The organism is Sulfuriferula thiophila (assembly GCF_003864975.1).
Taxonomy (GTDB): domain Bacteria; phylum Pseudomonadota; class Gammaproteobacteria; order Burkholderiales; family Sulfuriferulaceae; genus Sulfuriferula; species Sulfuriferula thiophila.
The window spans coordinates 38,811-65,047 of sequence record NZ_BHGL01000002.1; the positions used below are offsets into that span (position 1 = coordinate 38,811).

The 26,237-nt window shown below is 51.5% G+C and carries 24 protein-coding genes; 17 read left to right on the forward strand and 7 right to left on the reverse strand.

Annotation, left to right across the window (positions count from 1 at the left end; genetic code table 11):
- Positions 1–183: 183 nt before the first annotated feature.
- The 5 genes from EJE49_RS00970 (at position 184) to EJE49_RS00985 (ending at position 5,005) form a co-directional block, all read left to right on the forward strand.
- On the forward strand, positions 184–567 hold the full coding sequence (locus tag EJE49_RS00970) for a DUF6394 family protein (RefSeq protein WP_124948542.1): 384 nt from the start codon (positions 184–186) through the stop codon (positions 565–567).
- A 17-nt stretch (positions 568–584) separates the two neighbouring features.
- Positions 585–983: an ion channel gene (locus EJE49_RS14155; RefSeq protein ID WP_223246680.1), complete on the forward strand. Its 399-nt coding sequence runs from the start codon at positions 585–587 to the stop codon at positions 981–983.
- Positions 967–2,292 (forward strand): potassium channel family protein, encoded by a 1,326-nt coding sequence (locus EJE49_RS00975; protein WP_223246681.1) that lies wholly within the window; start codon positions 967–969, stop codon positions 2,290–2,292. The genes EJE49_RS14155 and EJE49_RS00975 overlap by 17 nt, the downstream gene beginning before the upstream one ends.
- 259 nt (positions 2,293–2,551) lie before the next feature.
- Positions 2,552–2,755 (forward strand): cold-shock protein, encoded by a 204-nt coding sequence (locus EJE49_RS00980; RefSeq protein ID WP_124948543.1) that lies wholly within the window; start codon positions 2,552–2,554, stop codon positions 2,753–2,755.
- 246 nt (positions 2,756–3,001) lie between these two features.
- Positions 3,002–5,005 carry a diguanylate cyclase gene (locus EJE49_RS00985; RefSeq protein ID WP_124948544.1) on the forward strand — a complete coding sequence of 668 codons (2,004 nt, stop codon included), beginning with the start codon at positions 3,002–3,004 and terminating at the stop codon, positions 5,003–5,005.
- A gap of 38 nt (positions 5,006–5,043) precedes the next feature.
- Here EJE49_RS00985 and EJE49_RS00990 read toward each other — a convergent pair whose 3' ends face one another.
- The 3 genes from EJE49_RS00990 to EJE49_RS01000 form a co-directional block, all read right to left on the reverse strand.
- On the reverse strand, positions 5,044–6,675 hold the full coding sequence (locus tag EJE49_RS00990) for an alpha-D-glucose phosphate-specific phosphoglucomutase (RefSeq protein ID WP_124948545.1): 1,632 nt from the start codon (positions 6,673–6,675) through the stop codon (positions 5,044–5,046).
- 65 nt (positions 6,676–6,740) lie between these two features.
- Positions 6,741–7,082 (reverse strand): TehB family protein, encoded by a 342-nt coding sequence (locus EJE49_RS00995; protein ID WP_124948546.1) that lies wholly within the window; start codon positions 7,080–7,082, stop codon positions 6,741–6,743.
- An 8-nt stretch (positions 7,083–7,090) separates the two neighbouring features.
- Complete coding sequence (locus EJE49_RS01000) at positions 7,091–7,768, reverse strand: Crp/Fnr family transcriptional regulator (RefSeq protein ID WP_124948547.1); 678 nt, start codon at positions 7,766–7,768, stop codon at positions 7,091–7,093.
- A gap of 77 nt (positions 7,769–7,845) precedes the next feature.
- Between EJE49_RS01000 and EJE49_RS01005 the strand changes: the two genes are divergently transcribed.
- From EJE49_RS01005 to EJE49_RS01015, 3 genes are read left to right on the forward strand one after another with little or no spacing between them, the layout of a single operon-like run.
- Positions 7,846–8,241 (forward strand): hypothetical protein, encoded by a 396-nt coding sequence (locus EJE49_RS01005; RefSeq protein ID WP_124948548.1) that lies wholly within the window; start codon positions 7,846–7,848, stop codon positions 8,239–8,241.
- 12 nt (positions 8,242–8,253) lie between these two features.
- Positions 8,254–8,700 (forward strand): biotin/lipoyl attachment domain-containing protein, encoded by a 447-nt coding sequence (locus tag EJE49_RS01010; RefSeq protein ID WP_124948549.1) that lies wholly within the window; start codon positions 8,254–8,256, stop codon positions 8,698–8,700.
- A 9-nt stretch (positions 8,701–8,709) separates the two neighbouring features.
- Positions 8,710–9,414 (forward strand): glutaredoxin family protein, encoded by a 705-nt coding sequence (locus EJE49_RS01015; protein ID WP_124948550.1) that lies wholly within the window; start codon positions 8,710–8,712, stop codon positions 9,412–9,414.
- A gap of 8 nt (positions 9,415–9,422) precedes the next feature.
- On the opposite strand, the gene asd is transcribed toward EJE49_RS01015, so the two are convergent.
- The 3 genes from asd to EJE49_RS01030 form a co-directional block, all read right to left on the reverse strand.
- Positions 9,423–10,262: an archaetidylserine decarboxylase gene (gene asd / locus EJE49_RS01020; RefSeq protein WP_124948551.1), complete on the reverse strand. Its 840-nt coding sequence runs from the start codon at positions 10,260–10,262 to the stop codon at positions 9,423–9,425.
- 128 nt (positions 10,263–10,390) lie between these two features.
- Positions 10,391–12,850, reverse strand: a complete 2,460-nt coding sequence (locus EJE49_RS01025; RefSeq protein ID WP_124948552.1) for a GGDEF domain-containing protein — start codon at positions 12,848–12,850, stop codon at positions 10,391–10,393.
- Positions 12,847–13,743, reverse strand: coding sequence for a type 2 periplasmic-binding domain-containing protein (locus tag EJE49_RS01030; protein ID WP_124948553.1), 897 nt, complete (start codon positions 13,741–13,743; stop codon positions 12,847–12,849). Before EJE49_RS01030 ends, EJE49_RS01025 begins: the two co-directional genes overlap by 4 nt.
- 555 nt (positions 13,744–14,298) lie before the next feature.
- On the opposite strand from EJE49_RS01030, the gene gyrA reads away from it, so the two are divergent.
- The 6 genes from gyrA (at position 14,299) to EJE49_RS01060 (ending at position 22,127) form a co-directional block, all read left to right on the forward strand.
- Entirely contained in the window at positions 14,299–16,890 is a 2,592-nt protein-coding gene (gyrA, locus tag EJE49_RS01035) for a DNA gyrase subunit A (protein WP_124948554.1), read from the forward strand.
- A gap of 6 nt (positions 16,891–16,896) precedes the next feature.
- Positions 16,897–17,979 (forward strand): 3-phosphoserine/phosphohydroxythreonine transaminase, encoded by a 1,083-nt coding sequence (gene serC / locus EJE49_RS01040; protein ID WP_124948555.1) that lies wholly within the window; start codon positions 16,897–16,899, stop codon positions 17,977–17,979.
- 3 nt (positions 17,980–17,982) lie between these two features.
- Positions 17,983–19,047 (forward strand): prephenate dehydratase, encoded by a 1,065-nt coding sequence (pheA, locus tag EJE49_RS01045; RefSeq protein ID WP_124948556.1) that lies wholly within the window; start codon positions 17,983–17,985, stop codon positions 19,045–19,047.
- Positions 19,047–20,153 carry a histidinol-phosphate transaminase gene (gene hisC / locus EJE49_RS01050; RefSeq protein ID WP_124948557.1) on the forward strand — a complete coding sequence of 369 codons (1,107 nt, stop codon included), beginning with the start codon at positions 19,047–19,049 and terminating at the stop codon, positions 20,151–20,153. The genes pheA and hisC overlap by 1 nt, the downstream gene beginning before the upstream one ends.
- Positions 20,150–21,166: a 3-deoxy-7-phosphoheptulonate synthase gene (aroF, locus tag EJE49_RS01055; RefSeq protein ID WP_124948558.1), complete on the forward strand. Its 1,017-nt coding sequence runs from the start codon at positions 20,150–20,152 to the stop codon at positions 21,164–21,166. Before hisC ends, aroF begins: the two co-directional genes overlap by 4 nt.
- Before the next feature lie 82 nt (positions 21,167–21,248).
- Positions 21,249–22,127: a prephenate dehydrogenase gene (locus EJE49_RS01060; RefSeq protein ID WP_124948559.1), complete on the forward strand. Its 879-nt coding sequence runs from the start codon at positions 21,249–21,251 to the stop codon at positions 22,125–22,127.
- A 107-nt stretch (positions 22,128–22,234) separates the two neighbouring features.
- Here the strand turns inward: EJE49_RS01060 and EJE49_RS01065 are convergent, their stop codons facing one another.
- Positions 22,235–23,065, reverse strand: coding sequence for a DMT family transporter (locus tag EJE49_RS01065; RefSeq protein WP_370685810.1), 831 nt, complete (start codon positions 23,063–23,065; stop codon positions 22,235–22,237).
- Between the two features lie 148 nt (positions 23,066–23,213).
- Between EJE49_RS01065 and EJE49_RS01070 the strand changes: the two genes are divergently transcribed.
- From EJE49_RS01070 to EJE49_RS01080, 3 genes are all read left to right on the forward strand, one after another.
- Complete coding sequence (locus tag EJE49_RS01070) at positions 23,214–24,617, forward strand: aminotransferase-like domain-containing protein (protein WP_124948561.1); 1,404 nt, start codon at positions 23,214–23,216, stop codon at positions 24,615–24,617.
- Positions 24,618–24,795: 178 nt separating this feature from the next.
- The gene (locus EJE49_RS01075) at positions 24,796–25,224 is read left to right on the forward strand and encodes a GNAT family N-acetyltransferase (RefSeq protein ID WP_124948562.1); all 429 of its coding nucleotides are present in this window, start codon (positions 24,796–24,798) and stop codon (positions 25,222–25,224) included.
- A 240-nt stretch (positions 25,225–25,464) separates the two neighbouring features.
- Complete coding sequence (locus EJE49_RS01080; protein WP_123103014.1) at positions 25,465–25,878, forward strand: GFA family protein; 414 nt, start codon at positions 25,465–25,467, stop codon at positions 25,876–25,878.
- The last annotated feature ends 359 nt before the right edge of the window (positions 25,879–26,237 follow it).

Below are 26,237 nucleotides of genomic sequence, written 5' to 3' on the forward strand. Positions count from 1 at the left end.
TTGATTTCTGAGTGTGGGCAGGCTGTTTTTAAAGGTTTCGTTAGGGTTGTGTCTGTGAAATTTTTCACACGATTCGTTGTGATATTTACTGACCAAGATTGCCATTTCGTCAGATGGTCCAAAGTTTTAAGCTAAACTAAGCGCCAGATAACGTCACAAACCATACTGTAAAGGAAGAATGAAATGAATCTTGAAAAGGTGTTTTTCGCATTTTTCATTGTGTTAGCGCTTACTTTGAATTTCGGGTTTTTTATCGGGGAGATTGATAATCCGGTACATCACAGTGTGTATGAGTTATTCGCGGCAATAGTGGTGAGCCTGATCGCCACAGTGTTGAAATTCGGTGACCGCACCCATCTTGGTGCGGTTTTGCTGGCAACCAGCCTGGTTGCCGACCTGCAGCTGATTACCGCATCGATAGTCTGGGCTGCTGTAGAGCACGCCACTCAGACCGGTATGACGCCTCATGTTATGGCCATCATTGTGTCACTGTCAGGCGGAGCATTATTGGCCAATGTGACGTCGGTAGTGTTGTTTGTCGCAGAAACCCTGGCAGTTCGCCGTTAATTCAACTCGGGGATAATGTGCATAACATAGGCTATATATTATTGCGGCGGATTCATACGCCACTGATTTTGCTGATAGGCGTGTATGCCATATCCATCCTCGGGTTTGTGCTGATACCCGGGGTCGATAATGAAGGCAAGGTATGGCACATGAGCTTTTTTCATGCGTTCTACTTTGTCAGCTACATGGGAACGACCATAGGCTTCGGAGAGATACCTTATGCCTTCACAGATGCGCAAAGGTTGTGGGCTATCGTTGGTATTTACGCCACAGTCATCACATGGCTGTACAGTATAGGCGCGACGCTTTCGGCATTTCAGGACGCTTCGTTTCAGTCGTTGCTCAAAGAAAATGCTTTTCGGCGTGCGGTTAATCGCATAACTGAGCCGTTTTTTTTTGGTGTGCGGTTATGGTGACACCGGTAGCCTGTTGATACGTGCACTTTCAGCGTCAGGTTATCGCGCTATTGTGATTGATAAATCTCAGGATCGGATTACTGCGCTGGAACTCGAAGATCTCGGTTTTCCTGTGCCAGGGTTATGTGCCGATGCGGCAGATCCTGACAATCTGGTGCTTGCGGGTTTGTCACGCGCCAACTGTCGGGGTGCGATTGCTTTAACTGATATAGATGACGTTAATCTTAAAATAACGATAACAAGCAAGCTTCTTAATCCAGCAATTCCTGCGATTGCGCGTGCAGAGTCACGGGAAATTGAAGCGAATATGGCCTCATTTGGTACGGATGAGATCATTAATCCTTTTGATACATTTGCCGGTCGTCTTGCCATGTCGTTGCGTGCACCCGGTTTGTTTTTGCTCTTTGAATGGATGACGGCCGTACCCCATCAACAACTTCGGGAGCCGGTATTCCCTCCGCATGGTCGTTGGGTGCTGTGCGGGTATGGCCGTTTTGGTAAGGCTGTTCACCAGCGTTTATTAAGCGAAGATATCGAACTCACCTTTATCGAGGCTATGCCGCAGAAAACTGATTCACCTGCCGGGACGATTACCGGTAGAGGCACTGAAGCTGACACATTGCTGGAAGCCGATATTAAAAATGCAGTGGGTATTATCGCCGGTACGGATAATGATGCTAATAATCTGTCTATTATTATGACTGCTCGCATGCTCAATCCGGCTTTGTTTGTCGTCGCGCGTCAGAATTCCCACCAAAATGACAGTATTTTTGCGGCAGCAAATCTGGACCTGTCCATGCAACGCGGAAGCGTTATTGCGAATAAAATTTTCGCGTTGATCACAACGCCGTTACTGTCGGAGTTCTTGCAGCTTGCGCTGATGAACAGCAATGATTGGGCCAATCAGTTAGTCAGTCGCATTGGTGGCATTGCGGGTGCAGAAGTACCACGGACATGGACGCTTAATATAGATCCACAAAACTCTCCTGCCTTGCATTCGGGGATAGAAAGCGGTATGCACGTATGCATAGGAGATATTTATCGTGACCCGCGCAGTCGCGATGAGCGATTGGCATGTGTTGCCCTGCTGATAATGCGGGGAAGGGATGAATATTTGCTTCCTGAAGATGATTTTGCATTGCAGTCTGGAGATCGTATTCTATTTTGTGGGCGATTGCGAGCCAGTGTGCAAATGGAATGGATAGCGAAAAATTTTAATATATTTGATTACATCTTAACGGGAACAGAGCGTACATCTGGGACGTTATGGCGATGGCTAGAGAAAAAATATAACAACTTCTCGCGATGAATCCGATGCCCTGTCTATGAACCGCGAAGTCACGTATTCTGGCCTGTTGTGGGTTAATTAATGGCGATGTTCAGGCAGCTTGTTGGTGATTGAAGTGTGGCAGCGAAATAAATGACTTGCTACATAGATAAAAACAGCGTAAAAAGTATGCAGGCGTTTGATTCTGAGTCACTGCAGTACTGGTATTACCATGTGCAATCTTCGATATCAAATAGTTTCGCGGGGGCGTTCCCCGTTTTTTTAGTAAGGAAGTAAAGACATGGCAACAGGTACAGTTAAGTGGTTCAACGATGCAAAAGGTTTCGGTTTTGTTACTCCTGATGATGGTAGCGAAGATTTGTTCGCTCACTTCTCAGCAATCAACATGAATGGCTTCAAGTCATTACAAGAAGGCCAAAAAGTTAGCTTTGATATTACTCAAGGCCCTAAAGGCAAACAAGCTTCAAACATCCAAGCTGCTTAATCGCGGTTGAGATTTAAAAACCCGGCCTCGTGCCGGGTTTTTTTACGCCCATTATTTCTCGTGAATTTTCAAATCTGACTGGCGACACGCTAGCAGTCGTTTCTCCTCTCGTTTATTTTTAGCCAAATTCAGTCTGTCGTTGTGTTGCACATTTAACTGAGGTCACATAAACTGGTAGCCAGTTTCATGTAAAAGTGTGTCCATATAATACATGCGCCCCAAGCGCTGATAACGATCCAATACACGATGAAACTCTCTCTGTTGACTGAAAATTTAGCGGAACAGCATACGCGGCAAGTGGTCAGGGTGGCTTACACTCTGGTGCTGCTGATTATTGTTTTTCTCGTTGTTTTCGGACTGACCCGCCTAGCCAAAGTTCATGAGTCCCTCACACAAATTGTGGGTAACGATCAGGTAGCCATCGAAATGCTGTTTCGCATGCAACAGACGTCTCGTGACCGTTCTGTCCTGTTGTATCGCATTGCTTCCTCACAAGACCCTTTCGAACGTGATGAACAGATATTGCGTTACAACATGCTGGGCAACCAATTTGGCGAAGCGCGCCACAAATTAAGCGGTCTCAACCTCCATGCTTCAGATCAGGCCTTGCTGGTACAGCAGTGGAAGGATGTTTTGACCACTGTTGAAATTCAAAAAAACGTGATTGAACTGGCGACACAAGGCCTGCTTCAGGCTGCGCAGGACATGTTGAACAGAGAGGCTATCCCGGCGCAGGATAAGATACTTGAGTCCATCAACAGCTTGCTTGAAAATCAAATTGTGACATCCCATGAAGATGCGCGGCGGATCCAGAGTCAGCAATGGCAAACCCGGTATTTAATGATTGCAGGCGGATTACTGGCTGCTCTATGTGTATTGTTGATAGCGCGCTATGTAAATCGGCGCATGGGCAAGCTGATATCCGGGCTGTCTTCTACCGCTCGTGCTTTACATGAGTCCAATCATCACCTGGAATTTATCCAGCAAGCGGTGGATCAGCACAATATTGTGAGTATTGCCGATGTGCACGGCGATATTACTTATGTGAATGATCTGTTTTGTCAGATTAGTCTGTATTCAAAGCAGGAGTTGATAGGCAAGAATCACCGTCTACTGAAATCGGGTAAGCAGCCAGATGCCGTTTTCGATGATTTATGGCAAACGATTTCCTCAGGAAAAATCTGGCAGGGTGAGATTTGTAACCGCAACCGGCAAGGCGGGTACTATTGGGTCGCTACGACCATCGTGCCTATGCTGGATGATCAGGGCATTCCGAGTCAGTATATTTCTATCCGTACCGACATCACCGCTATTAAAGAAGCGCAACAAATATTGTTACGAAGCAAGACTGAACTGGAGGTCCTGGTGCGGGAGCGTACCTTGCAGCTGCAAGAGCATGAGGAGGTGATAAATACCATTACCAGTGCTGCACAAGATGCAGTGATTATGATTGATCACCAAGGTGAGGTTACATTCTGGAATCCTGCGGCGGAAAAGATGTTTGGCTATGCGGCTGAGGAAACTTACAAGCACAGTTTGCTCCGGTTGATTGCACCCGCTTCGCATTATGCGGTGTTTGCCAAGCTGTTGCAGACAGGGGAAGGGCCGGTAACCGGTGCCACTAGCGAGATTCAAGCCCGGCGCAAAGACAATACAGAGTTCCCGGTGGAAATTTCCTTGTCCGGGGTTAACTTTCAAGGCAATTGGCATGTGGTCGCCATCTTGCGCGATATTACGGTCAGAAAAATATCCGAGCAACGATTAACGCAACTGGCGACAACAGATACATTGACGGGTACTTACAATCGCAGATATTTTAATGAAATATTGAATAATGAGTTATCCCGGGCCCATCGATATGGTGCGCCGCTTATCCTTATTCTCATGGATATTGATCATTTTAAACAGGTGAATGACAACTTTGGTCACCTGATAGGCGACCGGGTGATTACCCAGTTATCGGCAATGATTTCGGCCACGCTCAGGGAGACCGATGTGTTGGCCCGCTGGGGTGGGGAAGAGTTCACTATCCTGGTACCTAACTGTGATGACGCCTGTGGTCTGCGTCTGGCTGAAAAGCTGCGGGCGTTAATTGAAATCGCTGAGTTCCCGGACGTGGGTAAAGTAACGTGCAGCTTCGGGGTGACGGGCTTCAGGGCGGACGATGACCCGCAAACCATCATCAAGCGCGCTGATGATGGTCTTTATCGGGCAAAAACTGCAGGGCGTAACCGCGTCGAGTTTGGTTAATAGCTCTGCGTGGCTGCGATGACGCCCTGGTTAACGATTCAGGTGATCACAGTCGGTTTTTCTCTTCCGGTATGCTGCTTCAATTCAGTGATCTGCAATGCCGTCTGGATCAGTCCGGCCAGCGCTTGTTGTGCATCCAGATGATGGTTGGCGATATCAGGGTCATACGCTTCCAGATACACGCGCAGGGTGGCCCCTTCGGTGCCGGTACCGGATAAGCGCACCACGATGCGCGAGTCATCGCTGAAAATGATGCGGATGCCCTGGCCGGTGCTGACACTGCCATCCACCGGATCGGTGTAGCTGAAGTCATCGCAGCATTTCACCGTGTATTTGCCAAAACCAGTGCCCGGTAGTGTGGCGAAGCTGGCTTTGAGATGATCCATTACGCCCTGAGCGTCAGCCGTGGGCAGGCTTTCGTAGTCGTAGCGCGAATACACGTTGCGGCCAAAGCGCGCCCAGTGTTCGCGGACGATGGTTTCGACGGATTCGCGGCGGGCGGCAATGATGTTGAGCCAGAATAATACCGCCCACAGCCCGTCTTTCTCGCGTACGTGATCGGAGCCGGTGCCGAAGCTTTCTTCGCCGCACAAGGTAACCTTGCCGGCATCCATCAGATTGCCAAAAAACTTCCAGCCGGTAGGTGTTTCGTAGCAGGGGATGTTCAGTGCCTGTGCCACGCGGTCGACCGCGGCGCTGGTAGGCATTGAGCGGGCGACTCCGGCCAGCCCGCCTCGGTAAGCCGGCACCAGGGTGGCGTTGGCTGCGAGCAGTGCCAGGCTGTCGGAAGGGGTGACGAAGAACTGCTTGCCGAGGATCATGTTGCGGTCGCCGTCGCCATCGGAAGCCGCACCGAAATCAGGGGCGTCATCGGCGTACATGATGCTGACCAGTTCGGGCGCATAGGTGAGGTTAGGGTCGGGATGGCCGCCGCCGAAGTCTTTCAGCGGCACCGCATTCATCAGGCTGGCAGCGGGCGCACCCAGACGGCGCTGCAGAATCTCGGTGGCGTAGGGGCCAGTCACTGCGTGCATGGCGTCAAATTTGATACGGAAGCCACTGGTTAATAAATTACGAATAGCGTCGAAATCAAACAGCGATTCCATCAGTTCGGCGTAGTCGCTGACCGAATCGATCACTTCCACGACCATGTCGCCTAATTGGCTGGTTCCCGGCATATCCAATGCCACATCAGGCGCATCCAGCAACCGGTACTGGCTAATGGTCTTGGTGATGGCAAAGATAGCTTCGGTCACGGTTTCGGTAGCGGGACCGCCGTTGCTGCTGTTGAATTTGATACCGAAATCCCCGTCAGGACCGCCGGGGTTATGGCTGGCGGAGAGGATGATGCCGCCGAAGGTCTGGTATTTGCGAATCACGCAGGAGGCTGCGGGCGTGGACAGGATGCCACCCTGGCCGACCATGACTTTGCCGAAGCCGTTGGCAGCGGCCATTTTCAGGATAGTCTGGATTGCAGTGCGGTTGTAGTAGCGACCATCGCCGCCCAGCACCAGTGTCGCGCCTTGCGGGGCGTTGATGCTGTTGAAAATGGCCTGGACGAAATTTTCCAGATAATGAGGCTGTTGAAATGTGCCGACTTTCTTGCGTAAACCGGAAGTGCCCGGCTTCTGGTCGGTAAACGGCTGGGTTGCGATGCTGCGTATGTTCATCAGGTTGTCCCTTGCTATAAGTAAATTAGTCTTTGCCAAATCATATCATTGCCGACGCTGTTCGCTTATTCGGTCTTGAATAATCCTGCATCCATCGCACGCGCCAGCGAGGCGGCATCGGTGTCATCGCGTTTGTAAAACTCCAGATAGAAGCTGAGCGGCGTGGTGATGGGGGTGACGCGATGCGGCAGCTGTTCCTCGATGATGCCCGGGTGGTCGGCATCGATACGGTAATGCCGGGCGGGATCGGCCATGATTTCATAATCCAGTGCACCTTCCAGTACGATGATTTTTGCCCAGGCGCCGGGCTTGGTGTCATGGCGGCGGGTGAGCGATTCGGGGAGGTCGGTATCGGTAAAGTTGCGGGTGCGTTTGTAGGCGATAAAGTCGGGCGGCATGGGGTTCATAGTCGGGCTCACAGTACCTGGTCTAATAAGGCGGGTTGCAGAATGGTGATGTGCTCGGCATTGATAGCGATCAGGCCATCGTCTGCCAGTCGGGCGAGGATGCGCGACAGCGTTTCCGGGCGGATGTCCAGCAATGAAGCGATGGTTTGTTTGGAGGCTGGCAGCGCCATCTGACGGCTGTTCCCGGATTTGTATGCCGGTTGCGCCAGCAGGTATTGCGCCAGGCGGCGGGTGCTGCTTTGCAGGGTCAGGCGGTCGATTTCGGCCACCAGTGCATGCATTTGTCGGCTCATGGTGGCGAGCAGAGTGAGGCACAGGCTGGGATTGTTCTGTAGCAGGCTGGTGAAGTAATACGCGTCGAATGCGATCAGCCGGCTCGGTTCCAGCGCAGTAGCGTACACTGGATAGCTGCCGCCCATGAACATCACGGCTTCGGCGAATAAACGCTCGCGCCCGATGATTTCCATGATGTGCTCTTCACCTTCCTCCGATACTAAAAATAACTTGATTGCGCCGGTTTTTACCAGAAAGAACTGCTTGCCGGTATCGCCTTTGGCGAACAGTGCTTCGCCGGCAGCGAGTTCGCGCCACGCTGCATGCCTGGCAATTTGTGCCAGCACGTCGCGTTGCAGATCACGGAACAGGTGGGCGAGACGAAAATCCTTGATATCTGGGGTGGCGGGCATGGTGAATTGACCTAGATCAAGGTGTTAAATAATAGAAGCGACTAAACTGAAGACGTCGAGTTAAAAGGAGTCTTAACATGCATAAGCGTAATCGCTGGTTTGTCAGTATTGGGTTGATTTACGGCTTGCTCGGCGGTCTGGTTGCACTCACGCATCTGACCATGCCGGGACTGATTCCGGGTAATGTGCCGCGTATTCATGGTCATATCATGTTATTGGGGTTTATCCTGATGATGATTTACGGCGTTGCCTTGCATGTGCTGCCGCGCTTTTCCGGACAGGCGCTGTATTCGGAGCGCATGGCAAACTGGCAATTGTATCTGGCTAACGCCGGCTTGCCAGTCATGATAGCAGGCTGGTTATCTATGCTCAATTGGCTGGTGCTGGCAGGAGGCGTGCTTGTGTACGCGGGCATCGCCCTGTTTGCTGTCAACATTGGCTTGACTGTGCGTCCTAAAGGTCCGTGGAAATAAGAGGGAGTCATCATGTCTGAACATCGCGGTTGTGAATTGCCGGAAGACCTGTACTACGATCTGGATTATGTCTGGGTGCGTCCGGAAGAGGGCGGCATCTATACCATAGGCCTGACCGACCCGTCGCAGACCATGTCGGGCAAGGTGCAGTATGTGTGGATCAAGGCGGTAGGCACGCATCGGGAATGGAAGAAACCGTTGGCACGGATCGAATCCGGCAAGTGGGCGGGCGGTATTCCAGCGCCGTTTGCGGGCGAAATCGTGGCGCGCAACGAAACGGTGCTGTCCAACCCGAATCTGATCAATATCGACCCGTACAAGGATGCCTGGCTGGTGCAGATGCGGCCCGACGATGCGGCGACTGCGCTGGCGCATTTGACTACCGGGGCGGCGGCGCAGCAGGCGCTCAAGGACTGGATAGACCGTTACGATGTGCAGTGCATGCGCTGCCAGCAATAGGAGATGACGATGAAAGTCGAATTACTGGTTTCGGAATGGTGCGCCTCGTGCCATCAGGAAGAAAAAGTCTGGCAGCAGATTGCCAAGGAGAAGCAGATAGAGTTTGCCGTGGTGGATATGGCCCAGCCGGAAGGGCGGGCGCTGGTGAGCCGATTACGGCTGAAAACCATACCGGCGGTGGTCATCGACGATGAGCTCAAAGGTCTGGGGGTGCATACTCTGGCAGTAGCACGCGAGTGGGTGGCCGCTGCGCCGGCAAAAGTGCAGACGGAAATGCAGAATGCGGGTATTGCGTTGTCGCTGGATAATCGCCTGTTTATCGTCGCGGCGATGGTTTATTTGCTGCTGGGCGGAATCGGCTTGCTGGTGAATGGCACGTTATTGTCCGACGGGCCGACGCGGCCGGTCGCGCTGCATCTGGTGACGGTGGGCTTCATGCTGATGCTGGTGTATGGGCTGGGGGCGCACATGCTGCCGCGCTTTACCGCCAATCCGATTCGTATGGGGCGCTGGCCGTGGCTGCAGATGGGGCTGGCTCACGCCGGCATGATTGCTTATGCGACCGGCTTTCTGGCAGGGTGGTATGCTGTGATTGTGGCAGGCGGGATTTTAATCTGGTTATCCATCTGCGTCTTTACCTGGCGCATCTGGCCGGTGCTATGGCCGCGTCCGGTTAAGCGCGATGGTATGGTTATCCGTATCCACGGGCATTGAATCCGCTGTTACTGCCCCATCATCTCGCCCATGCGCACAGTGCGCTCGGGCGCCCATGCCGGGTTGAAGCGCAGGGTATCTTTGGGGAACAGCATTACTACGGTGGAGCCGAGCAGGAAACGCCCCATCTCTTCACCTTTTTTCAACGCTATGTGCTGGTCGTCGTAGCGCCATTCACGCACCTCGCCGGTGCGTGGCGGATTAACCACGCCGTGCCACGCTGTGGCCATGCTGCCGACGATGGTGGCGCCGACCAGCACCAGTACAAACGGGCCGTGGCTGGATTCAAATACGCACACCACGCGTTCATTGCGGGCAAATAATCCCGGTACGCCGCGTGCCGTGACCGGGTTGACCGAGTACAGGTCACCTGGCACATAGATCATGCGTGTCAGCCGGCCGTCGCAGGGCATGTGGATACGGTGGTAATCCTTGGGGCTGAGGTACAGCGTGGCGAACAGGCCGTGGTCATATTGCGTGGCGAGTTCGCGGTCGCCGCCCACCAGCGCGGTAGTTGAGTAGTGATGGCCTTTGGCCTGAAATATCTGGTCTTGTTCGATATTGCCGAACTGGCTGATCGCGCCATCCACCGGTGACACGAAGTCGGCGGCGGCCAGCGGGCGTACATCGCTGCGCAAGGCGCGGGTGAAAAATTCGTTATAACTGGCGTAGCTGGTGATGTCGGGATTGGCGGCTTCGGTCATGTTGACATCGTAACGCCCGAGAAACCAGCGGATCAGGTACTGCGACAGCCACGGATGGCGGGAATTGGCCATGAGTCCGGCAAAATCAGTGAGTGCCCGCTTGGGTGCAAGGTGTTGCAGCAGTACAGCAAAACGTTCGGACACGATAGCTACCTAATCAGAAGACAGTCGTGCATTATAACAAAGGCCGGGCGTCCATTTTGCAGAAATGCATACAGGCAGGAATTAATTTAATCAGAAAAGCCGTGGCAAGCGCTTGATTTTCAGCACGTTCAATCTTTGACAGGAACCGCTGCAGGCTCATAAAAATAGTAACCTTGCGATGCATTGATGCCGATATCGCGTACTTGCTGGTAAATGGTTTCGTTGGCGACAAACTCGGCCACGGTGGAAATGCCCATTTCTCTGGCGAAATCGCAGATGTGTTTGACGATAATCTGGGTGTTGCGATCATGCGGCAGATTTTTGATCAGGCTGCCGTCGATTTTGAGGGTGTCCACATTGAGTTTGAGCAGATGATCGAAGTTTGAGTAGCCGGAACCGAAATCATCAATTGCGAAATGACATCCGATTGATTTGAAACGGTCGACAAACGCACTCACTTCCAAATAGTTTTCAATACCTTCGCTCTCGAGGATTTCAAAAATCAGCATTTTCCCAGCCTGATGCGAACGTATGGCCTGTTCCATGTAATCAGCGAGTTCTTTGTTGAGCAGATCCTCGGTCGAGAGGTTGATGCCCACGGGAAGTGTGCTGGTTTTGAATTGCTCGATGACCTTGTCGAACATGATTCTGGTCAGTTGGCCGTATAGTTTGGTTTTTTTTGCAATCCCCAGAAAGACGTAAGGGCTGATAACGCTGCCGTCTTTCTCGATGAGACGTATGAGCGCTTCGTATTTGATGATGTGCTGGGTCTTGTTATCAACAATCGGCTGAAAGAACGGGACGATGCGTGAGTCCTCAATGGCCTCCTTGATGCGCTTGTACCAGGCGATATTGTTTTCCTGATCCTTTTTGAACGATGCGTTTTCATACATCGCTATGCTCTGATGGGAGAGCTTGGCCTGCTTGAGTGCGGCAGTAGCGTGTTCCAGTATCTGCTCGGAGGCGATGGCCATGCCGACGGTGACGGTTAGTACGATTTCAATTTCATCAATCACGAACGACTGCTGGGAGCTTTGAGTTGTCAGTTGTTCCAGAAAGGCTCTGCAGCGGGCCAGGTTGTCGCATTCACTAAAGAGCAGCACATATTCATCACTGCCGATTTTATACAAGGAAATGTCCTGATACGGTTTGATGAACTGGGTGAGCCAGCGGCCATAGACGGCCAATATCCCGTCTCCGATGGTAATGCCATACACTTCATTGATGTCACTGAATCGGTCGATATTAATAATCGCCAACATCACATTGGTATTGATGGTGAGTCGATCCAGCAAAGCCACCCGGTTTGGTAATAGGGTTATCGGCTCGGTCGTGAGGTGATGTTCAAGCTGTTCGCGCTGCATGAATGAGCGAATTGCAAAGCCGATGTCTCCAGCAAGTTCTTCAAGCATGGTGATTTCTTTAGCATCGAAGCCATCGGTGCGTAGTGTGTACAGGCCAAGCAGTCCAGTCGGTGCTTCATTGATGCTGGGGAGTAACGGGAGGGCGATAAATGACCCATATCCTTCCTGTTTGGCAAATAAGTACCAGGCTTCATGTGAGCTGTATTGTTGCAGATGGTCGATGACGGCGGGTTTGCTTTGGCGCAATGCCTGAGCGACGGGGTCGCTGGCATGCTGATCAGTCCTCTGCTCAAACGTGGTGCCCACGCTCAGATCCGCAGTCGGTGAGGATGATAATGCCCGTACCGTTATTGCGTCATCGCTGTTTAATGCAATCCAGCAAGAAGCATAGCCGGGATGCTGTGCGAGACGACGGGCACTTTTCGTTATGAGCTCTTCGACGGTATTGGCGGTAATCAGTAACTGGTTGATATCCGCGATAGTGCGGAGCATTTCATCCAGAAAGCGTGATTCATCTAATGCGTTTTGGAGATCGTGTTGCTGATGGTGCATGGAAAGGAATGAGTCGCTCAGGGTGCGATCCAGTTCTGTGAGCTCGTCAATAAAATACGCATCACCCTGTGTGCTGCCGGTATAGGCGTGATTTGTCATGGTCTCCAGCGGAATGATCATGGTGCGTCGAACTGCTATGTATGCCACCAGGCTTAAAAAACCAAGTACGAGAAACAGGCCGATGCCATAAAGGATGGCAATCTGGTTCAGGCGGCCAAACACATACCCTTCATCTATCCGCACCAGTAATAACGCTTCATGCCTGCTGCTACCTTCGAAGTAGGAAAATTCACTGCGGAACTGGGTGTGGTGCCGCTCGATTAGTGCTTTATGGAGTTGCGATAAGGGCAGGTATTCATTGCTAACTGGTTTTCCTTTGCTGGAGCGGGATGAGGATGCTTCTATGGTGCGCAAATCGGTTGAAATGGATACGACGGCAACTGCATCGTTAATGGCTGAGCCTTGATCAAGAATACTCTGCACTTCATCCATGCGGCCGTGCTGAAGTGCTCTACGGGTATTTTCTTCCAGATAAAACAGGCTCTGGTTGAGACCATCGGCCACGGTGCGCAGCATTTCTGCGCGCTGCAGGGTATAAAACCCGCCCGATAAGCTGGCAATGACAAAGCCGAATGCGGCAACTCCGAGCAGGGCGAATTTGTGGACTTTCACGGCAACAACCTGTCTGTTGAAATATGCTGGGTTTCAAGCTGGCGAGCAATAGCCTCGTTGCTGCCATGATTAAGCCATTCTATCTGTTGGGTGGTCGCCATGAATTCATCGTAGCTCTGTCCCTCCAGGTACCCGTGTATCGTTTGGTAGTATTCATGGGGGTCAGTGCTAAGTTGTTCCAGCGCCCGATTGAAAATTGTTTTCAGCTTGCGGTATTCGTCTTCCCGTCCTGTAACAAAGCGTTCATCCATATACAGTGCATCGACGATAATAAATGACTTCATGGTTGCTGTGGACGCAATGGCAACAAGCCCGCGTTTGGTCAGGTTGGAAACATAAGGTGCATAGGAAAGCGCAATGATGGGGGTGCTGGCAGGTTCAATCAGCGCCATCGATTGTTGAGAGCTGTTTTTAAGAATCAGCGCTTGATGTTCCAGCGCGTTTTCTTTAATGAAAGCTTTTAGAATGTCATCATGCAACGATCCTCTTTCCAGATAAACAGTGATCGGATCGTGCGTGTTGCGTAGTTCGTTTAGCGAACGGTTGGAAAGTATGACATCGGCACCAACGGAGCGGTCAATCAGAAAAACCGGTTTAATGTGGCTGTGCTCTTTGAAATGCATGAGTTCATACTGCGTCGCAGTAAACCCCTGGGTAAATTCACGCTCATACATGCGGGAATTTTCGGTCAGGTCAACGAGCCAGATAAACCGGAATGGGGTTTTTTCCAGCCAGCCTTTCTCCTGTGCATAGATAAAGGGTGTAAATCCAACCCATGGGTTGGTGGAAATCCGGATCTGTTCCTGATTCAGATTCATGACATACCGGTATGTAAATAAGCTGCTGATAGAAACAATGGTGAGCAGCACCGCAAAAAATATTATTTTTTTCATATTGGGTTAATGCACTCGGCCACGGAGTTGTTGAAAATAATATACTTGTTTAGCGTTTTCGGGTTGATCTGGAACTAATTTTCTGGAAAAGATGCCGTTGTGGAATGTCATGGAATGGCGATGGTGAATTGCTGGGGCGAGGCTGTATATGGTTATCTTGCAGGTGAGTAATAGTTAATCACTATTGCCGCAGTTGAAATATCTCATTGGGAAAATGTGCTGAAACAGGCTTAAATGACTTAACCAGTCGCATTCATCGTAATACTGGCGGTTGTATGTGGCGGACACATTATTGCTGTCGCGCATTTTGTTCGGATTAGGCATATCGCGGATTTTAGTCTGATGTTAGCTGCATCAAGGCTGAATATGACGGGAGATGATGATCATGAGGCAAATTAACTTGTTGCTGATTTCGGTGCTGGAGGCGATATCCATGTTGGGTATTGGTTTGCTGGCAATTTAATATAGTCACGGGCAGCGTTATCGGGTTTCACCGAGCGCGCTGCCCGTGCTAAAATCACGGGATTATTCGCCCACATAAAAATTATTACGCAAATGGAATCTTTCGCTAAAGAAACGCTTCCCGTCAGTCTAGAAGATGAAATGCGCCGTTCTTACCTTGATTACGCCATGAGCGTGATCGTGGGGCGTGCACTACCCGATGTGCGGGATGGCTTGAAACCTGTGCATCGTCGGGTATTGTTTGCCATGCACGAGCTGTCTAACGACTGGAATAAAGCTTATAAAAAATCGGCCCGTATCGTCGGTGACGTTATCGGTAAATATCACCCGCACGGTGATACGGCTGTATACGACACCATCGTGCGTATGGCGCAGGATTTTTCGCTGCGCTATCCGCTGGTTGATGGTCAGGGTAACTTCGGTTCGGTGGACGGCGATAACGCGGCGGCTATGCGTTATACCGAAATCCGCATGTCCAGAATCGCGCATGAATTGCTCGCTGATCTGGATAAGGAAACCGTCAATTTTGGCCCTAACTATGACGGTTCAGAGCATGAGCCGCTGATATTCCCGGCAAAAATTCCGAACCTGCTGATTAACGGTTCTTCCGGTATCGCGGTGGGTATGGCGACCAATATTCCGCCACACAATCTGACCGACGTGTGCGATGCCTGCCTGACTTTGCTGCATGAGCCGGAAACCGATATCGAGGCGCTGATTGATATTGTCAAAGCGCCGGATTTCCCGACCGCCGGTATCATTTACGGTCTGGTGGGTGTGCGTGAAGGTTACCGTACCGGGCGTGGTCGCGTCGTCATTCGTGCCCGTACCCACTTCGAGGACCTGGATAAAGCCGGTAATCGTCAGTCCATCATTGTTGATGAATTGCCGTACCAGGTGAATAAAGCTAACTTGCTGATCAAAATCGGCGAGCTAGTTCGTGAGAAGCGCATGGAAGGTATCTCCGATCTGCGCGACGAATCGGATAAATCCGGTATGCGTGTGGTTATCGAGCTGAAGCGTGGCGAAGTGCCTGAGGTCGTGTTGAACAACCTGTACAAGCACACCCAGATGCAGGACAGCTTCGGTATGAACATGGTGGCGCTGGTGGATAACCAGCCGCGCCTGTTAAATCTGAAACAGATGCTGGATGCATTCCTGCGCCATCGTCGTGAAGTGGTCACACGCCGTACGGTCTTCGAATTGAAGAAAGCGCGCGAGCGTGGTCATATTCTGGAAGGTCTGGCCGTGGCGTTGTCCAACGTGGACGACATCATTGCACTAATCAAGGCTGCGCCAACGCCGGCAGTGGCAAAAGAAGGCCTGATGGCGCAAACCTGGCGTTCACAACTGGTCGAGGAAATGTTGTCGCGTGCCATGGAAGATGCCAATGCGTTCCGTCCGGAAGGTCTGGCGATTGAATTCGGCTTCTCCAAAGACGGTTACCGTTTATCCGATGCGCAGGCGCAGGCTATTCTGGAGTTGCGTTTGCAACGCCTTACAGGCCTCGAGCAGGACAAGATACTGAATGAATACAAAGAAGTTGTCACAAAAATAGCCGACTTGCTGGATATTCTGGCTAGACCGGAACGTGTTACCGCAATTATCACCGATGAGATTGGTTTGGTTAAACAGCAGTTTGGTGACAAGCGTCGTTCCGAAATTGTGGTGTATGCACAAGATTTGAGTCTGGAAGACCTGATCACGCCGCAAGACATGGTTGTTACCCTATCGCACGGTGGTTACATGAAGTCGCAGCCGCTGGATGATTACCGCGCGCAAAAACGTGGTGGTCGCGGCAAGCAGGCTGCGCCGACCAAGGATGATGACTTTATCGAGCGCCTGTTTATTGCCAATAGCCATGACTACATCCTGTGCTTCTCCAACTTTGGCCGCGTGTACTGGGTCAAGGTGTATGAAGTGCCGCAAGGCAGTCGTATCTCGCGTGGCCGGCCTATAGTAAACTTGCTGTCGTTGTCAGAAGGCGAAAAAATCAACGCGATCCTGCCGGTCAAGGAATTCGTGGATAACCGCTATGTATTCATGGCTACCGCCTATGGCGTAGTGAAGAAAACAGCGTTGTCCGAATTCGGTAATCCGCGTAAAGCCGGTATTATCGCCGTGGGCCTGGATGAAGGCGATTACCTGATAGGCGTGGCGGTCACCGAAGGCAGTCATGATGTCATGCTGTTCTCCAACGGCGGTAAAGCGGTGCGCTTTGATGAGAACGATGTGCGCTCAATGGGCCGTGGCGCACGTGGCGTACGTGGTATGAAGCTGGGCAAGGATCAGAAAGTGATTTCCCTGCTGGTTGCTGAAAATGAACAGCAATCCGTGCTGACTGCAACTGAAAACGGTTATGGCAAGCGTACCAATATTGCCGAGTACACCCGTCATGGCCGTGGTACCCAGGGCATGATCGCAATCCAGACCACCAAGCGTAACGGGCCTGTGGTTGCGGCAACGCTGGTAGAGCCGGATGATGAAATCATGCTGATTACGGATGGTGGTGTGCTGATTCGTACCCGCGTCAAGGAAATGCGTGAAATGGGTCGTGCAACGCAAGGCGTCACCTTGATCAATCTGGATGACGGACAGAAACTCATCGGCGTCGAGCGCGTGCTGGAACGCGATGACGACGAAGCTGCAGCTGCTGACGATACTAACGGTCAATTGGATATTTGAGCGATCATGAGCGAAATTTTTAATTTCAGTGCAGGTCCTGCCGTGTTGCCCAAGTCCGTGCTGGAACAGGCGCGTGACGAAATGCTGGACTGGCATGGCTCCGGTATGTCGGTGATGGAGATGAGCCATCGTGGTAAGGAATTTACTGCGATAGCTCATCAAGCCGAAGCGGATCTGCGCGAGCTCTTGAATGTACCTGCCAATTACAAAGTGTTGTTTTTGCAAGGCGGTGCTTCTTCGCAGTTTTCCATGGTGCCGATGAATCTGTTGCGGGGTAGAACCAGCGTGGATTACATCAACACCGGTATCTGGTCAGAAAAAGCCATCGATGAAGCGCGGCGTTATGCCACAGTGAATGTAGCGGCAAGCAGCGCAGATAAAAACTTCAGCTATGCACCAGCGCAGGCTGACTGGCAGCTGGATAAAAATGCAGCTTACGTGCATTACACTCCGAATGAAACCATAGGCGGGGTAGAGTTTCACTGGACACCGGATACCGGCGAGGTGCCTCTGGTTGCGGATATGTCGTCGAATATCCTGTCCAAGCCCATTGATGTCAGCCGTTTCGGCCTGATATACGCGGGTGCGCAAAAGAATATCGGCCCGGCAGGTCTGACCATCGTCATCGTGCGTGATGATCTGATTGGCAAGCCGCTGGCGACGACACCGACCATGTTCAATTACCTGACGCAGGCTGAGCATGGCTCGATGTACAACACCCCGCCGACTTATGCCATGTATATTGCCGGCCTGGTGTTTGCGATGCTTAAACGCGAAGGCGGGCTGGCGGCAATGGAGCAGCGCAATATAGCCAAGGCTACGCTATTGTACGATTGCCTCGATGCCAGCGACTTTTACAGTAATCCTGTGGTGCATGAAAATCGTTCACGCATGAATATTCCGTTCACCTTGCGTGATCCGGCGCTGGATGAAGCCTTCCTCAAGGGAGCACAGCAGCGTGGTTTGTTGCAATTGAAAGGTCATAAGCTGGCGGGCGGCATGCGTGCCTCCATCTACAATGCGATGCCGATAGCCGGGGTTCAGGCTTTGGTTCAATACATGCAAGATTTTGCGCAACAACAAGGTTGAGTGATGTCAGAAGATTTACAGCAAATACGCGCGGAGATTGATGCGATTGATGAGCAGGTGTTAAGCCTCATCAATCAGCGTGCGCGTCATGCGCAAACCATAGGCCGGCTCAAGAATGGCACGGTGTATCGCCCGGAGCGCGAAGCGCAGGTATTGCGCCGCATCAAGGAATTAAATAACGGACCGCTGGCGGATGAAACCGCTGCGCGACTGTTCCGCGAAATCATGTCAGCGTGTCTGGCACTGGAAAAGCCGCTGTCGGTGGCGTTTCTCGGCCCACAGGGTACGTTCAGCCAGGCCGCTGCGGTAAAACAGTTTGGTCATGCTGCCGAGACGCGTTCGTGCGCTTCGATTGATGAAGTGTTTCGTGAAGTCAATGCTGGCGGAGCCGATTATGGCATCGTGCCCGTGGAGAATTCAACTGAAGGTGCAGTGAACCGTACGCTGGATCTGCTGCAGGATACCCCGCTGAAAATTTGCGGTGAGGTTGATCTGCGCATCCATCAGTCGTTAATGCGCAAGATTCCCGGGCTGGATGGCGTCAACGTGATTTATTCGCATGGACAGTCATTGGCACAATGCCATGAATGGCTGAATCGGCATTTACCTGCTGTACCTCGCGTACAAGTGGCCAGTAATGCTGAAGCTGCACAAATGGCAGCCGCAGATGAATCAGCACTCGCGATTGCCGGTGAAATTGCCGCAGAAATCTATGGGCTGCAGCGTCTGTTCGACAATATCGAAGACGAGCCGGATAACACCACGCGTTTTCTGGTGCTGGGCAAACATGATGCCTCTGCTTCCGGCCATGATAAGACCTCGCTGTTGATGTCCGCGCATAATTTGCCGGGCGCCATCATGGGGTTGCTGGAGCCGTTTGCACGTCATGGCGTGTCCATGACCAAGCTGGAATCGCGTCCGGCGCGCTCTGGTTTGTGGGAATATGTGTTCTTTGTCGATATTGAAGGGCATCGCGATGATCCTGCTGTTGCCGCAGCTTTGTCTGAATTAACCAGCAAAGCGGCGTTGTTGAAATTATTAGGGTCATACCCGATAGGTGTTTTGTAATGAGTTTGTGTGACCTGGCCCCTACTTATATCCGTGCGATCGCGCCGTATCAACCGGGTAAGCCCATCGCCGAACTGGCGCGCGAGCTCGGGCTGGACGAACATCGCATCGTCAAGCTGGCCTCTAACGAAAATCCGTTGGGCGCTAGCCCCAAGGCGCTGGTAGCCATTGAGGCTGAATTAGATCAACTGGCACGCTACCCTGACGGCAGCGGGTTTGAGCTCAAGGCGGCGCTGTCTGCCAAGCTGGGTGTAGGTACCGAACAAATTGTCCTGGGCAATGGTTCCAATGACGTACTGGAAATGGCAGCGCGCGCATTTCTGGCAGCCGGTGTATCGGCGGTGTATTCCGAACATGCCTTTGCCGTATATCCATTAGCTATACTGGCGGTCGGTGCGGAAGGCATCACAGCGCCGGCTCGCGATTTCGGCCATGATCTGGATGCCATGCTGGCGGCAGTACGTGCGGATACGCGCATGGTGTTTATCGCCAACCCGAATAATCCTACCGGTACCCTGTTAGCGAATGCCGATGTGCTGGCATTCCTGGAAAAAGTACCGGCGAATGTGCTGGTGGTGCTGGACGAGGCCTACGGTGAATATCTGCCCGCAGAGTTGCAGTCCGATGCCGTGGACTGGTTAGCGCGTTTCCCGAATCTGATCGTGACGCGGACTTTTTCCAAGGCTTATGGTCTGGCCGGCTTGCGTGTCGGTTATGCGCTGGCAAGTCCAGCAATAGCTGATATGATGAACCGTGTGCGCCAGCCGTTTAACGTGAATAGTCTGGCGCTGGTCGCCGCGACGGCTGCGCTGAATGATGATGAGTTTATTGCACGCAGCTATGCGCTCAACCAGCTGGGAATGCGCCAGTTGACCCAGGGTTTGAGATTGCTGGGTCTTGATTACATCCCGTCGTACGCTAATTTTCTTGCCATTCGCATTGGCAATGCCACGGCGATGTACCGACGCTTACTGGAACACGGTGTAATTGTCCGACCCATCGGCAATTACGGTATGCCTGAATATTTACGCGTCAGCATAGGGCTGGCGTCAGAGAACAACCAATTTTTGCAGGCGTTAGAAGACGTCGTTAAGGAGCAAGTATGATTATCGTAATGAGCCCGAGTGCTACTGAGCAACAAATCGAAGCAGTCGTTAAAAAGGTCAAGGAATACGGCTGCGATGCCAATATCTCACGCGGCGTCGAACGTACCATTATTGGTGCCATCGGTGATGAGCGCACTATCGATCAGGAATTGATTGACGCTTTGCCTGGTGTCGAGCAATCCATGCACATCGTAAAGCCATACAAGATCGTGGCGCGCGAATGGCATAAGGAAAATACCGTTATCGACATCAAGGGCGTGCCGCTGGGTGGCAATACCGTGCAGATCATTGCCGGCCCTTGTTCAGTAGAAACCCAGCAGCAGATGGATGACTCTGCCAAGTATGTGAAAGAAGCCGGCTGCCGCCTGATGCGCGGCGGTGCGTTCAAGCCGCGTACCAGCCCTTACTCGTTCCAGGGTAAAGGGGTTGAAGGTTTGGAAATGTTCCGCAAGGCAGCCGATGCACAGGGCCTGCCTATCGTTACCGAATTGATGGATGTGCGTATGCTGGATACCTTTATGGAATGGGACGTTGACGTCATCCAGATCGGTACCCGCAATATGCAAAACTTCGATTTATTGAAGGAAGTCGGGCGCATAAACAAGCCGGTGATTCTGAAACGCGGCATGTCTGCAACCATTTCCGAATGGTTGATGGCGGCCGAGTACATTGCTGCTGCCGGTAACCACAACATTATTTTCTGCGAACGCGGTATCCGTACTTTCGAAACCTACTACCGTAACGTGCTCGACGTCACCGCGATTCCAGTGCTGAAAAAAGAAACACACTTGCCAGTTATCATTGATCCGTCTCATGCGGGTGGTAAAGCATGGATGGTGCCAGCATTGTCACGCGCAGCAATTGCTGCCGGTGCCGATGGCCTGCTGGTGGAAATGCACCCTACACCATGTGAAGCCTGGTGTGATGCTGATCAGGCACTGACCCCGGAAGAGCTGAAAAAACTGATGGTCGAATTGGGTGGTATCGCCAAGATACTCGGCCGCGACATCTAAAGTATGGCTGGCCGGGTGCAGAGTACTGCATTCGGCCGGTATGCATCTGTTTCTATCCTTACGCTTTTCAAGATTGGCATAAATGACTGTTGCTATCCCTAAACTCGCCCTGTTCGGGGTCGGCCTTATCGGCGGCTCGGTTGCACTGGCCTTGAAGCAGGCTGGTGCAGTAGGCGAGGTAGTGGGGGTCGGGCGCAGTGCCGCCAATCTGCAACAGGCCATCCAGCTCGGAATAATTGACCGCATTGCCACCGATGCGGCCGATGCCGTGCGCGATGCCGATGTCGTCCTGCTCGCCGTGCCGGTCGGGCAAATGGCTGCCATTATGCAAGCCATTGCACCGCATCTTGGCGCGCACACCATTGTCACTGATGCCGGCAGCACCAAACAGGACGTAGTGGCCTTAATGCAGCAGCATCTGACAGCGAACCTGGCCAACTGTGTACCGGCACACCCGATTGCCGGTGCCGAGCTGAGTGGCGCCACTGCCGCCCGTGCTGATCTGTATCTATCCAAAAATCTGGTGCTCGCACCATTGGCTGCAACACAAGCCGATGCGCTAGCCAGAGTCACCGCCATGTGGCAACTCTGCGGGGCAAAAATCAGTACCATGAGTGCTGCCGAGCATGACGCGATCTTCGCCGCGGTGAGCCATCTGCCGCATCTGCTGGCCTACGCACTGGTAGACATGATCGCGCAACGCGACAATGCTGATCAGCTGTTCGGTTTCGCCGCCAGCGGTTTCCGTGATTTCACCCGCATTGCCGGCAGCAGCCCGGAGATGTGGCGCGACATCGCGCTGGCCAACCAGGCGGCATTGCTGGCCGAACTCGATGCGTATCAACTGCAGTTAAGCAAGTTACGCGAAGCGCTGGCCAAGCTCGATAGTGCTGCGCTGAATCAGGTGTTCAGCAACGCACAACAGGCCCGGCAGAACTGGGCAGCGCGGATTGCGGGCTGAATCAGTATAAAATTCTCAACTCGCCGCGCCATCACATCAAAACGAAGCAAATCAGCTAATTGCCAATTGTTTGCATGGCATTCATGAATCCGCGTATATAGTAAAAATTACGCGGAGTACCGTCTAGTGCCAACAACACACAGCGCTACAACCGTCGCGGATGTAAACATCATCATGCTGACATGCTCACCCAGCAATACTGCCGCCAAGCCCAGACCAAAGAACGGTTGCAGCAATTGCAACTGACTGATGGCTGCAACTCCGCCGATGGCTAAACCACGATACCAAAAGAAAAAGCCAAGCAGCATACTAAACAATGATACATATCCAAGGCTGAACCAGGCATGCCAAGCAACTTGTTGCATATGGCCGGGCAATGTCCACAGAGACAACGGTAACACCAGAGGCAATGCAATAACCAACGCCCAGCATATGACCTGCCAGCCACCCATGCGTCGAGATAATCGCGCCCCCTCGGAATAGCCCATACCGCAAATGGCAACTGCGATGAATAACAACACATCATCACTGGCAACGGCAAAACCACCTTGACTCATTGCAAAAACAACCACCACTAGACTGCCCAGCAGAGAAAACAGCCAGAACAGCCTGCGCGGATTCTTGTCGCCGCGCAGCACACTAAACGTGACTGTAGCCATCGGCAGCAACCCGACAAACACAGTGGCATGTGCCGCACTGACATGCCTTAATGCAAGCGCAAGCAATAACGGAAACCCAATTACCACACCCAGCGCCACCACTAACAATGCGCCAAGGTCACTGCGCGCAGGTCGTGACTGACGCAACGCCAGCAATATCAACAGAGCAATCACACCCGCTATCGCCGCCCGTGCCAACGTTAAGAAAATCGGCTCAAAAGTGCCAACAGCTACCCGTGTTGCGGGTAATGTACCGCTAAAAATCAGCACTCCTAACATTCCGCTACCCCACCCACCAGACCCCTTATTCATACGCTTACCCTCGCACACAATCAGAACTTGCATCATCCCCTGAAAGCCTTGGACGCAACAGTGACAGATAGGTACAATTCAAAGATACTGTCTTGTAAACTTATGGGTACAAATTATGCCTAACAATCTAGATCTCAGAGTAGGCACACGCGTGGATGCTGTCATGCAATCCATACACAAACAACTTGTTTCCCGCACTTTGATACCTGGTGAACGGCTGCCCTCCATCAGACAAATGGCCGAACGCTTGAATGTCTCAAAAAACACCATCGTCGATGCCTACGACCGACTAGCTGCCGAAGGAGTACTTACTGCAAAACGCGGATCAGGATTTTACGTGTGTGGACACCTTCCCCCTCTGTCTCTAGCCGATGTCGGCGCAATGAAAAATCGCGACATTGATCCACTATGGATCATCCGGCAATCACTCGAAGCAGAAGGAAACATGCTCAAACCTGGTTGTGGCTGGCTGCCGCCCTCATGGTTGCCTGAAAAGGAAATCCGCAGCGCTTTACGTCGACTGGCAAAAGAGCCTCAAACAAGTTTGCTGGAATATGGTCACCCCTATGGACACTTTGCCCTGCGCGAACAACTCAGCCGGCGCCTTGGCGAACGAGGTGTCGCAGCTCCCGCGCAACGAATCATCATCACCGACTCTGGCACTCAGGCCATCGATCTGATTTGTCGATTCCTGCTGGAACCAGGTGATACTGTAATGATTGATGATCCATGCTATTTCAACTTTCAGGCATTACTGCGCGCGCACAAAGTCCAACTTATCTCCGTACCCTATACCAACCAAGGGCCAGATTTACAAGCGATGGGCACACTGTTAGCCCAACATAAACCCCGCCTGTATCTAACCAACTCAGCTTTTCACAATCCGACTGGTGCAGTGATGTCACCCATCGTCGCCCACCATGTGCTCAAATTAGCCGAGGACCACGATCTATTAATTGTCGAAGATGATATCTATGCCGACTTTGCACCAAATACCTCCCCCTTACTGGCTTCTTTTGACGGACTGAACCGAGTCATACATATTGGTAGTTTTTCTAAGACACTATCCGCTTCGGCTCGTTGCGGCTATCTAGCTGTCAGGCAAGAGTGGGCGGAACAAATCGTCGATCTGAAACTGGCCACCACCCTTAGCAGCAGCGGCCTTGCTGCGGAACTGGTGCACTCCATGTTGCGACAAGGTGCCTATCGTCACCACCTGGATACACTACACAACAAATTGGCAGATGCCATGGGGCGCACACTACATCAACTGGACAAACTCAGCATCTCCCCATGGATGAAACCGCAGGGAGGCATGTTCCTTTGGGTACGCCTGCCACACAACCTGGACTCTGGCAGAGTATCGCAAGAGGCGCTGCACGAGAGAGTTGTCCTCGCCCCTGGCAACGTATTTAGCTTCAGCCAGACAGCGGCGTCATTCATGCGCTTCAATGTGGCACAATGTCAGTCGCCGCAGATTTTCGAGGTATTGGAGCAGGCGATGGAAAGATCAGTGTAGACAGATATCCTGATTTTTTATTTCGTTAACATACACGTTGGGTCTGTAGCAAAACTACTTTATGAAAAACCGGAATAGTGACGTGTGAAAATCGACTTTTCAAAATGCGCTATATTCATATGCACGACCACACAATTAGTTTTTCTACAGCCTCGTTAAGTAATTACATAGGAAGTTTATGACGACCGAAATTTATATTGCTGAATCTGACAAAGAATTAGAAGAATGCTTCTACGTGTTTAAAGTCCTGCGACCTCACTTGAATGAAGAAGAATTTCTTCCTCAAGTAAAGAGGCAGCAAGCTCAAGGCTTCAAAGTCCTTGCACTCAGACATGATGGAGTTGTAAAAAGTGCAGCAGGTTTCCGCTTTGCGGAATTTCTTGCTTGGGGAAAAGTGCTTTACATTGACGACCTCATTACTTTACCTGTAGAGAAAAAACGAGGTTTTGCTGGACAGTTACTAGATTGGCTTATCGCTCACGCACAAAGCCAAAAATGTGATGGGTTGCATCTTGATACCGGCTATGCTCGGCATGATGCTCATCGTTTATATTTGCGTAAGGGGCTGCAGCTTAATTGTCACCATTTGGCATTGCAGTTTGGGTAAGTTACCTAAGATTACGCTCAAGCGGGACTGGTTACAAGCGGGCACCTTACTTTGAACGATAAACATCATTGGAGAGCACGTGCACGGTCATTGCCTATGCAGACAAGTCGAGTTTGAAATTGAGGGAAGTCGCCACAAGCTTTGTCAATGCCGAACAGCACGCTTTATTATTAATAACAATCTTGACCGCTGGGTCCGTCTAATAACTGTTATGCACCCAATATCAGATAGGAGTCTTTTATGAATGCAAAGTATTCTGGGCAGTGTCTTTGTGGGGAAATCAGCTATTCAGTTGATATTGAGCCAATGTTCACTGGAAATTGTCATTGCAAAGACTGTCAAAGATCGTCAGGCAGTGCATTCATTCCAGCGATGATTTTCCCTGAAAAAAATGTTGTTGTTTCAGGCGAAGTAAAATATTTCGAGTCTCAAGCAGACAGCGGAAATATGCACAAAAGAGGTTTCTGCCCGAATTGTGGTTCTCAATTGTTCGCTCGGTTTAGCAATATGCCAGGAGTGCTAGGCATAAAGGCTGGAACTTTAGATGACTCATCGAATTATGTTCCAAAATTAGATTTCCATGTAGGTAGTGCTGCACCTTGGGACTTTATGAACCCAGAGCTACCTAAAAAGCAAGGGGCAGCACAAAGCTAACGATAGTGCATAATAATTCATTCAAGCCGACACTGTCTCGCGGCGAGGCTTAATTCAAGCGTTAGGCATATTGAAGAAAAATAGAATGCAACCAGTCATACAGGAAGAAACAACAGGATGCGGCATTGCGTCCGTCGCGAATATTCTGGGAAAGAGTTACCATGATATGAAACAGATAGCGAATAAAATGGGTATCTATGCTACAGATAAATCGCTTTGGTCTGATACACATTACGTCAGGCGTATGCTGGCAGAATTTAGTGTTAATACATCTGAAGAAGAGCACGGTAATCCCCCCATTAATAACCGCAGTTAAAAGTAGAGGTTAAGCGGCCATAGCGAGTTTGTGTTTAGGTGGG

What these genes read in the sequence shown, in the direction of transcription:
- EJE49_RS00970 (WP_124948542.1), top strand. Translation starts at nt 184, where the DNA reads ATGAATCTTGAAAAGGTGTTTTTCGCATTTTTCATTGTGTTAGCGCTT.
- EJE49_RS00980 (WP_124948543.1), top strand. Translation starts at nt 2,552, where the DNA reads ATGGCAACAGGTACAGTTAAGTGGTTCAACGATGCAAAAGGTTTCGGT.
- EJE49_RS00985 (WP_124948544.1), top strand. Translation starts at nt 3,002, where the DNA reads ATGAAACTCTCTCTGTTGACTGAAAATTTAGCGGAACAGCATACGCGG.
- EJE49_RS00990 (WP_124948545.1), bottom strand. Translation starts at nt 6,675, where the DNA reads ATGAACATACGCAGCATCGCAACCCAGCCGTTTACCGACCAGAAGCCG.
- EJE49_RS00995 (WP_124948546.1), bottom strand. Translation starts at nt 7,082, where the DNA reads ATGAACCCCATGCCGCCCGACTTTATCGCCTACAAACGCACCCGCAAC.
- EJE49_RS01000 (WP_124948547.1), bottom strand. Translation starts at nt 7,768, where the DNA reads ATGCCCGCCACCCCAGATATCAAGGATTTTCGTCTCGCCCACCTGTTC.
- EJE49_RS01005 (WP_124948548.1), top strand. Translation starts at nt 7,846, where the DNA reads ATGCATAAGCGTAATCGCTGGTTTGTCAGTATTGGGTTGATTTACGGC.
- EJE49_RS01010 (WP_124948549.1), top strand. Translation starts at nt 8,254, where the DNA reads ATGTCTGAACATCGCGGTTGTGAATTGCCGGAAGACCTGTACTACGAT.
- EJE49_RS01015 (WP_124948550.1), top strand. Translation starts at nt 8,710, where the DNA reads ATGAAAGTCGAATTACTGGTTTCGGAATGGTGCGCCTCGTGCCATCAG.
- EJE49_RS01030 (WP_124948553.1), bottom strand. Translation starts at nt 13,743, where the DNA reads ATGAAAAAAATAATATTTTTTGCGGTGCTGCTCACCATTGTTTCTATC.
- gyrA (WP_124948554.1), top strand. Translation starts at nt 14,299, where the DNA reads ATGGAATCTTTCGCTAAAGAAACGCTTCCCGTCAGTCTAGAAGATGAA.
- serC (WP_124948555.1), top strand. Translation starts at nt 16,897, where the DNA reads ATGAGCGAAATTTTTAATTTCAGTGCAGGTCCTGCCGTGTTGCCCAAG.
- pheA (WP_124948556.1), top strand. Translation starts at nt 17,983, where the DNA reads ATGTCAGAAGATTTACAGCAAATACGCGCGGAGATTGATGCGATTGAT.
- hisC (WP_124948557.1), top strand. Translation starts at nt 19,047, where the DNA reads ATGAGTTTGTGTGACCTGGCCCCTACTTATATCCGTGCGATCGCGCCG.
- aroF (WP_124948558.1), top strand. Translation starts at nt 20,150, where the DNA reads ATGATTATCGTAATGAGCCCGAGTGCTACTGAGCAACAAATCGAAGCA.
- EJE49_RS01060 (WP_124948559.1), top strand. Translation starts at nt 21,249, where the DNA reads ATGACTGTTGCTATCCCTAAACTCGCCCTGTTCGGGGTCGGCCTTATC.
- EJE49_RS01065 (WP_370685810.1), bottom strand. Translation starts at nt 23,065, where the DNA reads ATGTTAGGAGTGCTGATTTTTAGCGGTACATTACCCGCAACACGGGTA.
- EJE49_RS01070 (WP_124948561.1), top strand. Translation starts at nt 23,214, where the DNA reads ATGCCTAACAATCTAGATCTCAGAGTAGGCACACGCGTGGATGCTGTC.
- EJE49_RS01075 (WP_124948562.1), top strand. Translation starts at nt 24,796, where the DNA reads ATGACGACCGAAATTTATATTGCTGAATCTGACAAAGAATTAGAAGAA.
- EJE49_RS01080 (WP_123103014.1), top strand. Translation starts at nt 25,465, where the DNA reads ATGAATGCAAAGTATTCTGGGCAGTGTCTTTGTGGGGAAATCAGCTAT.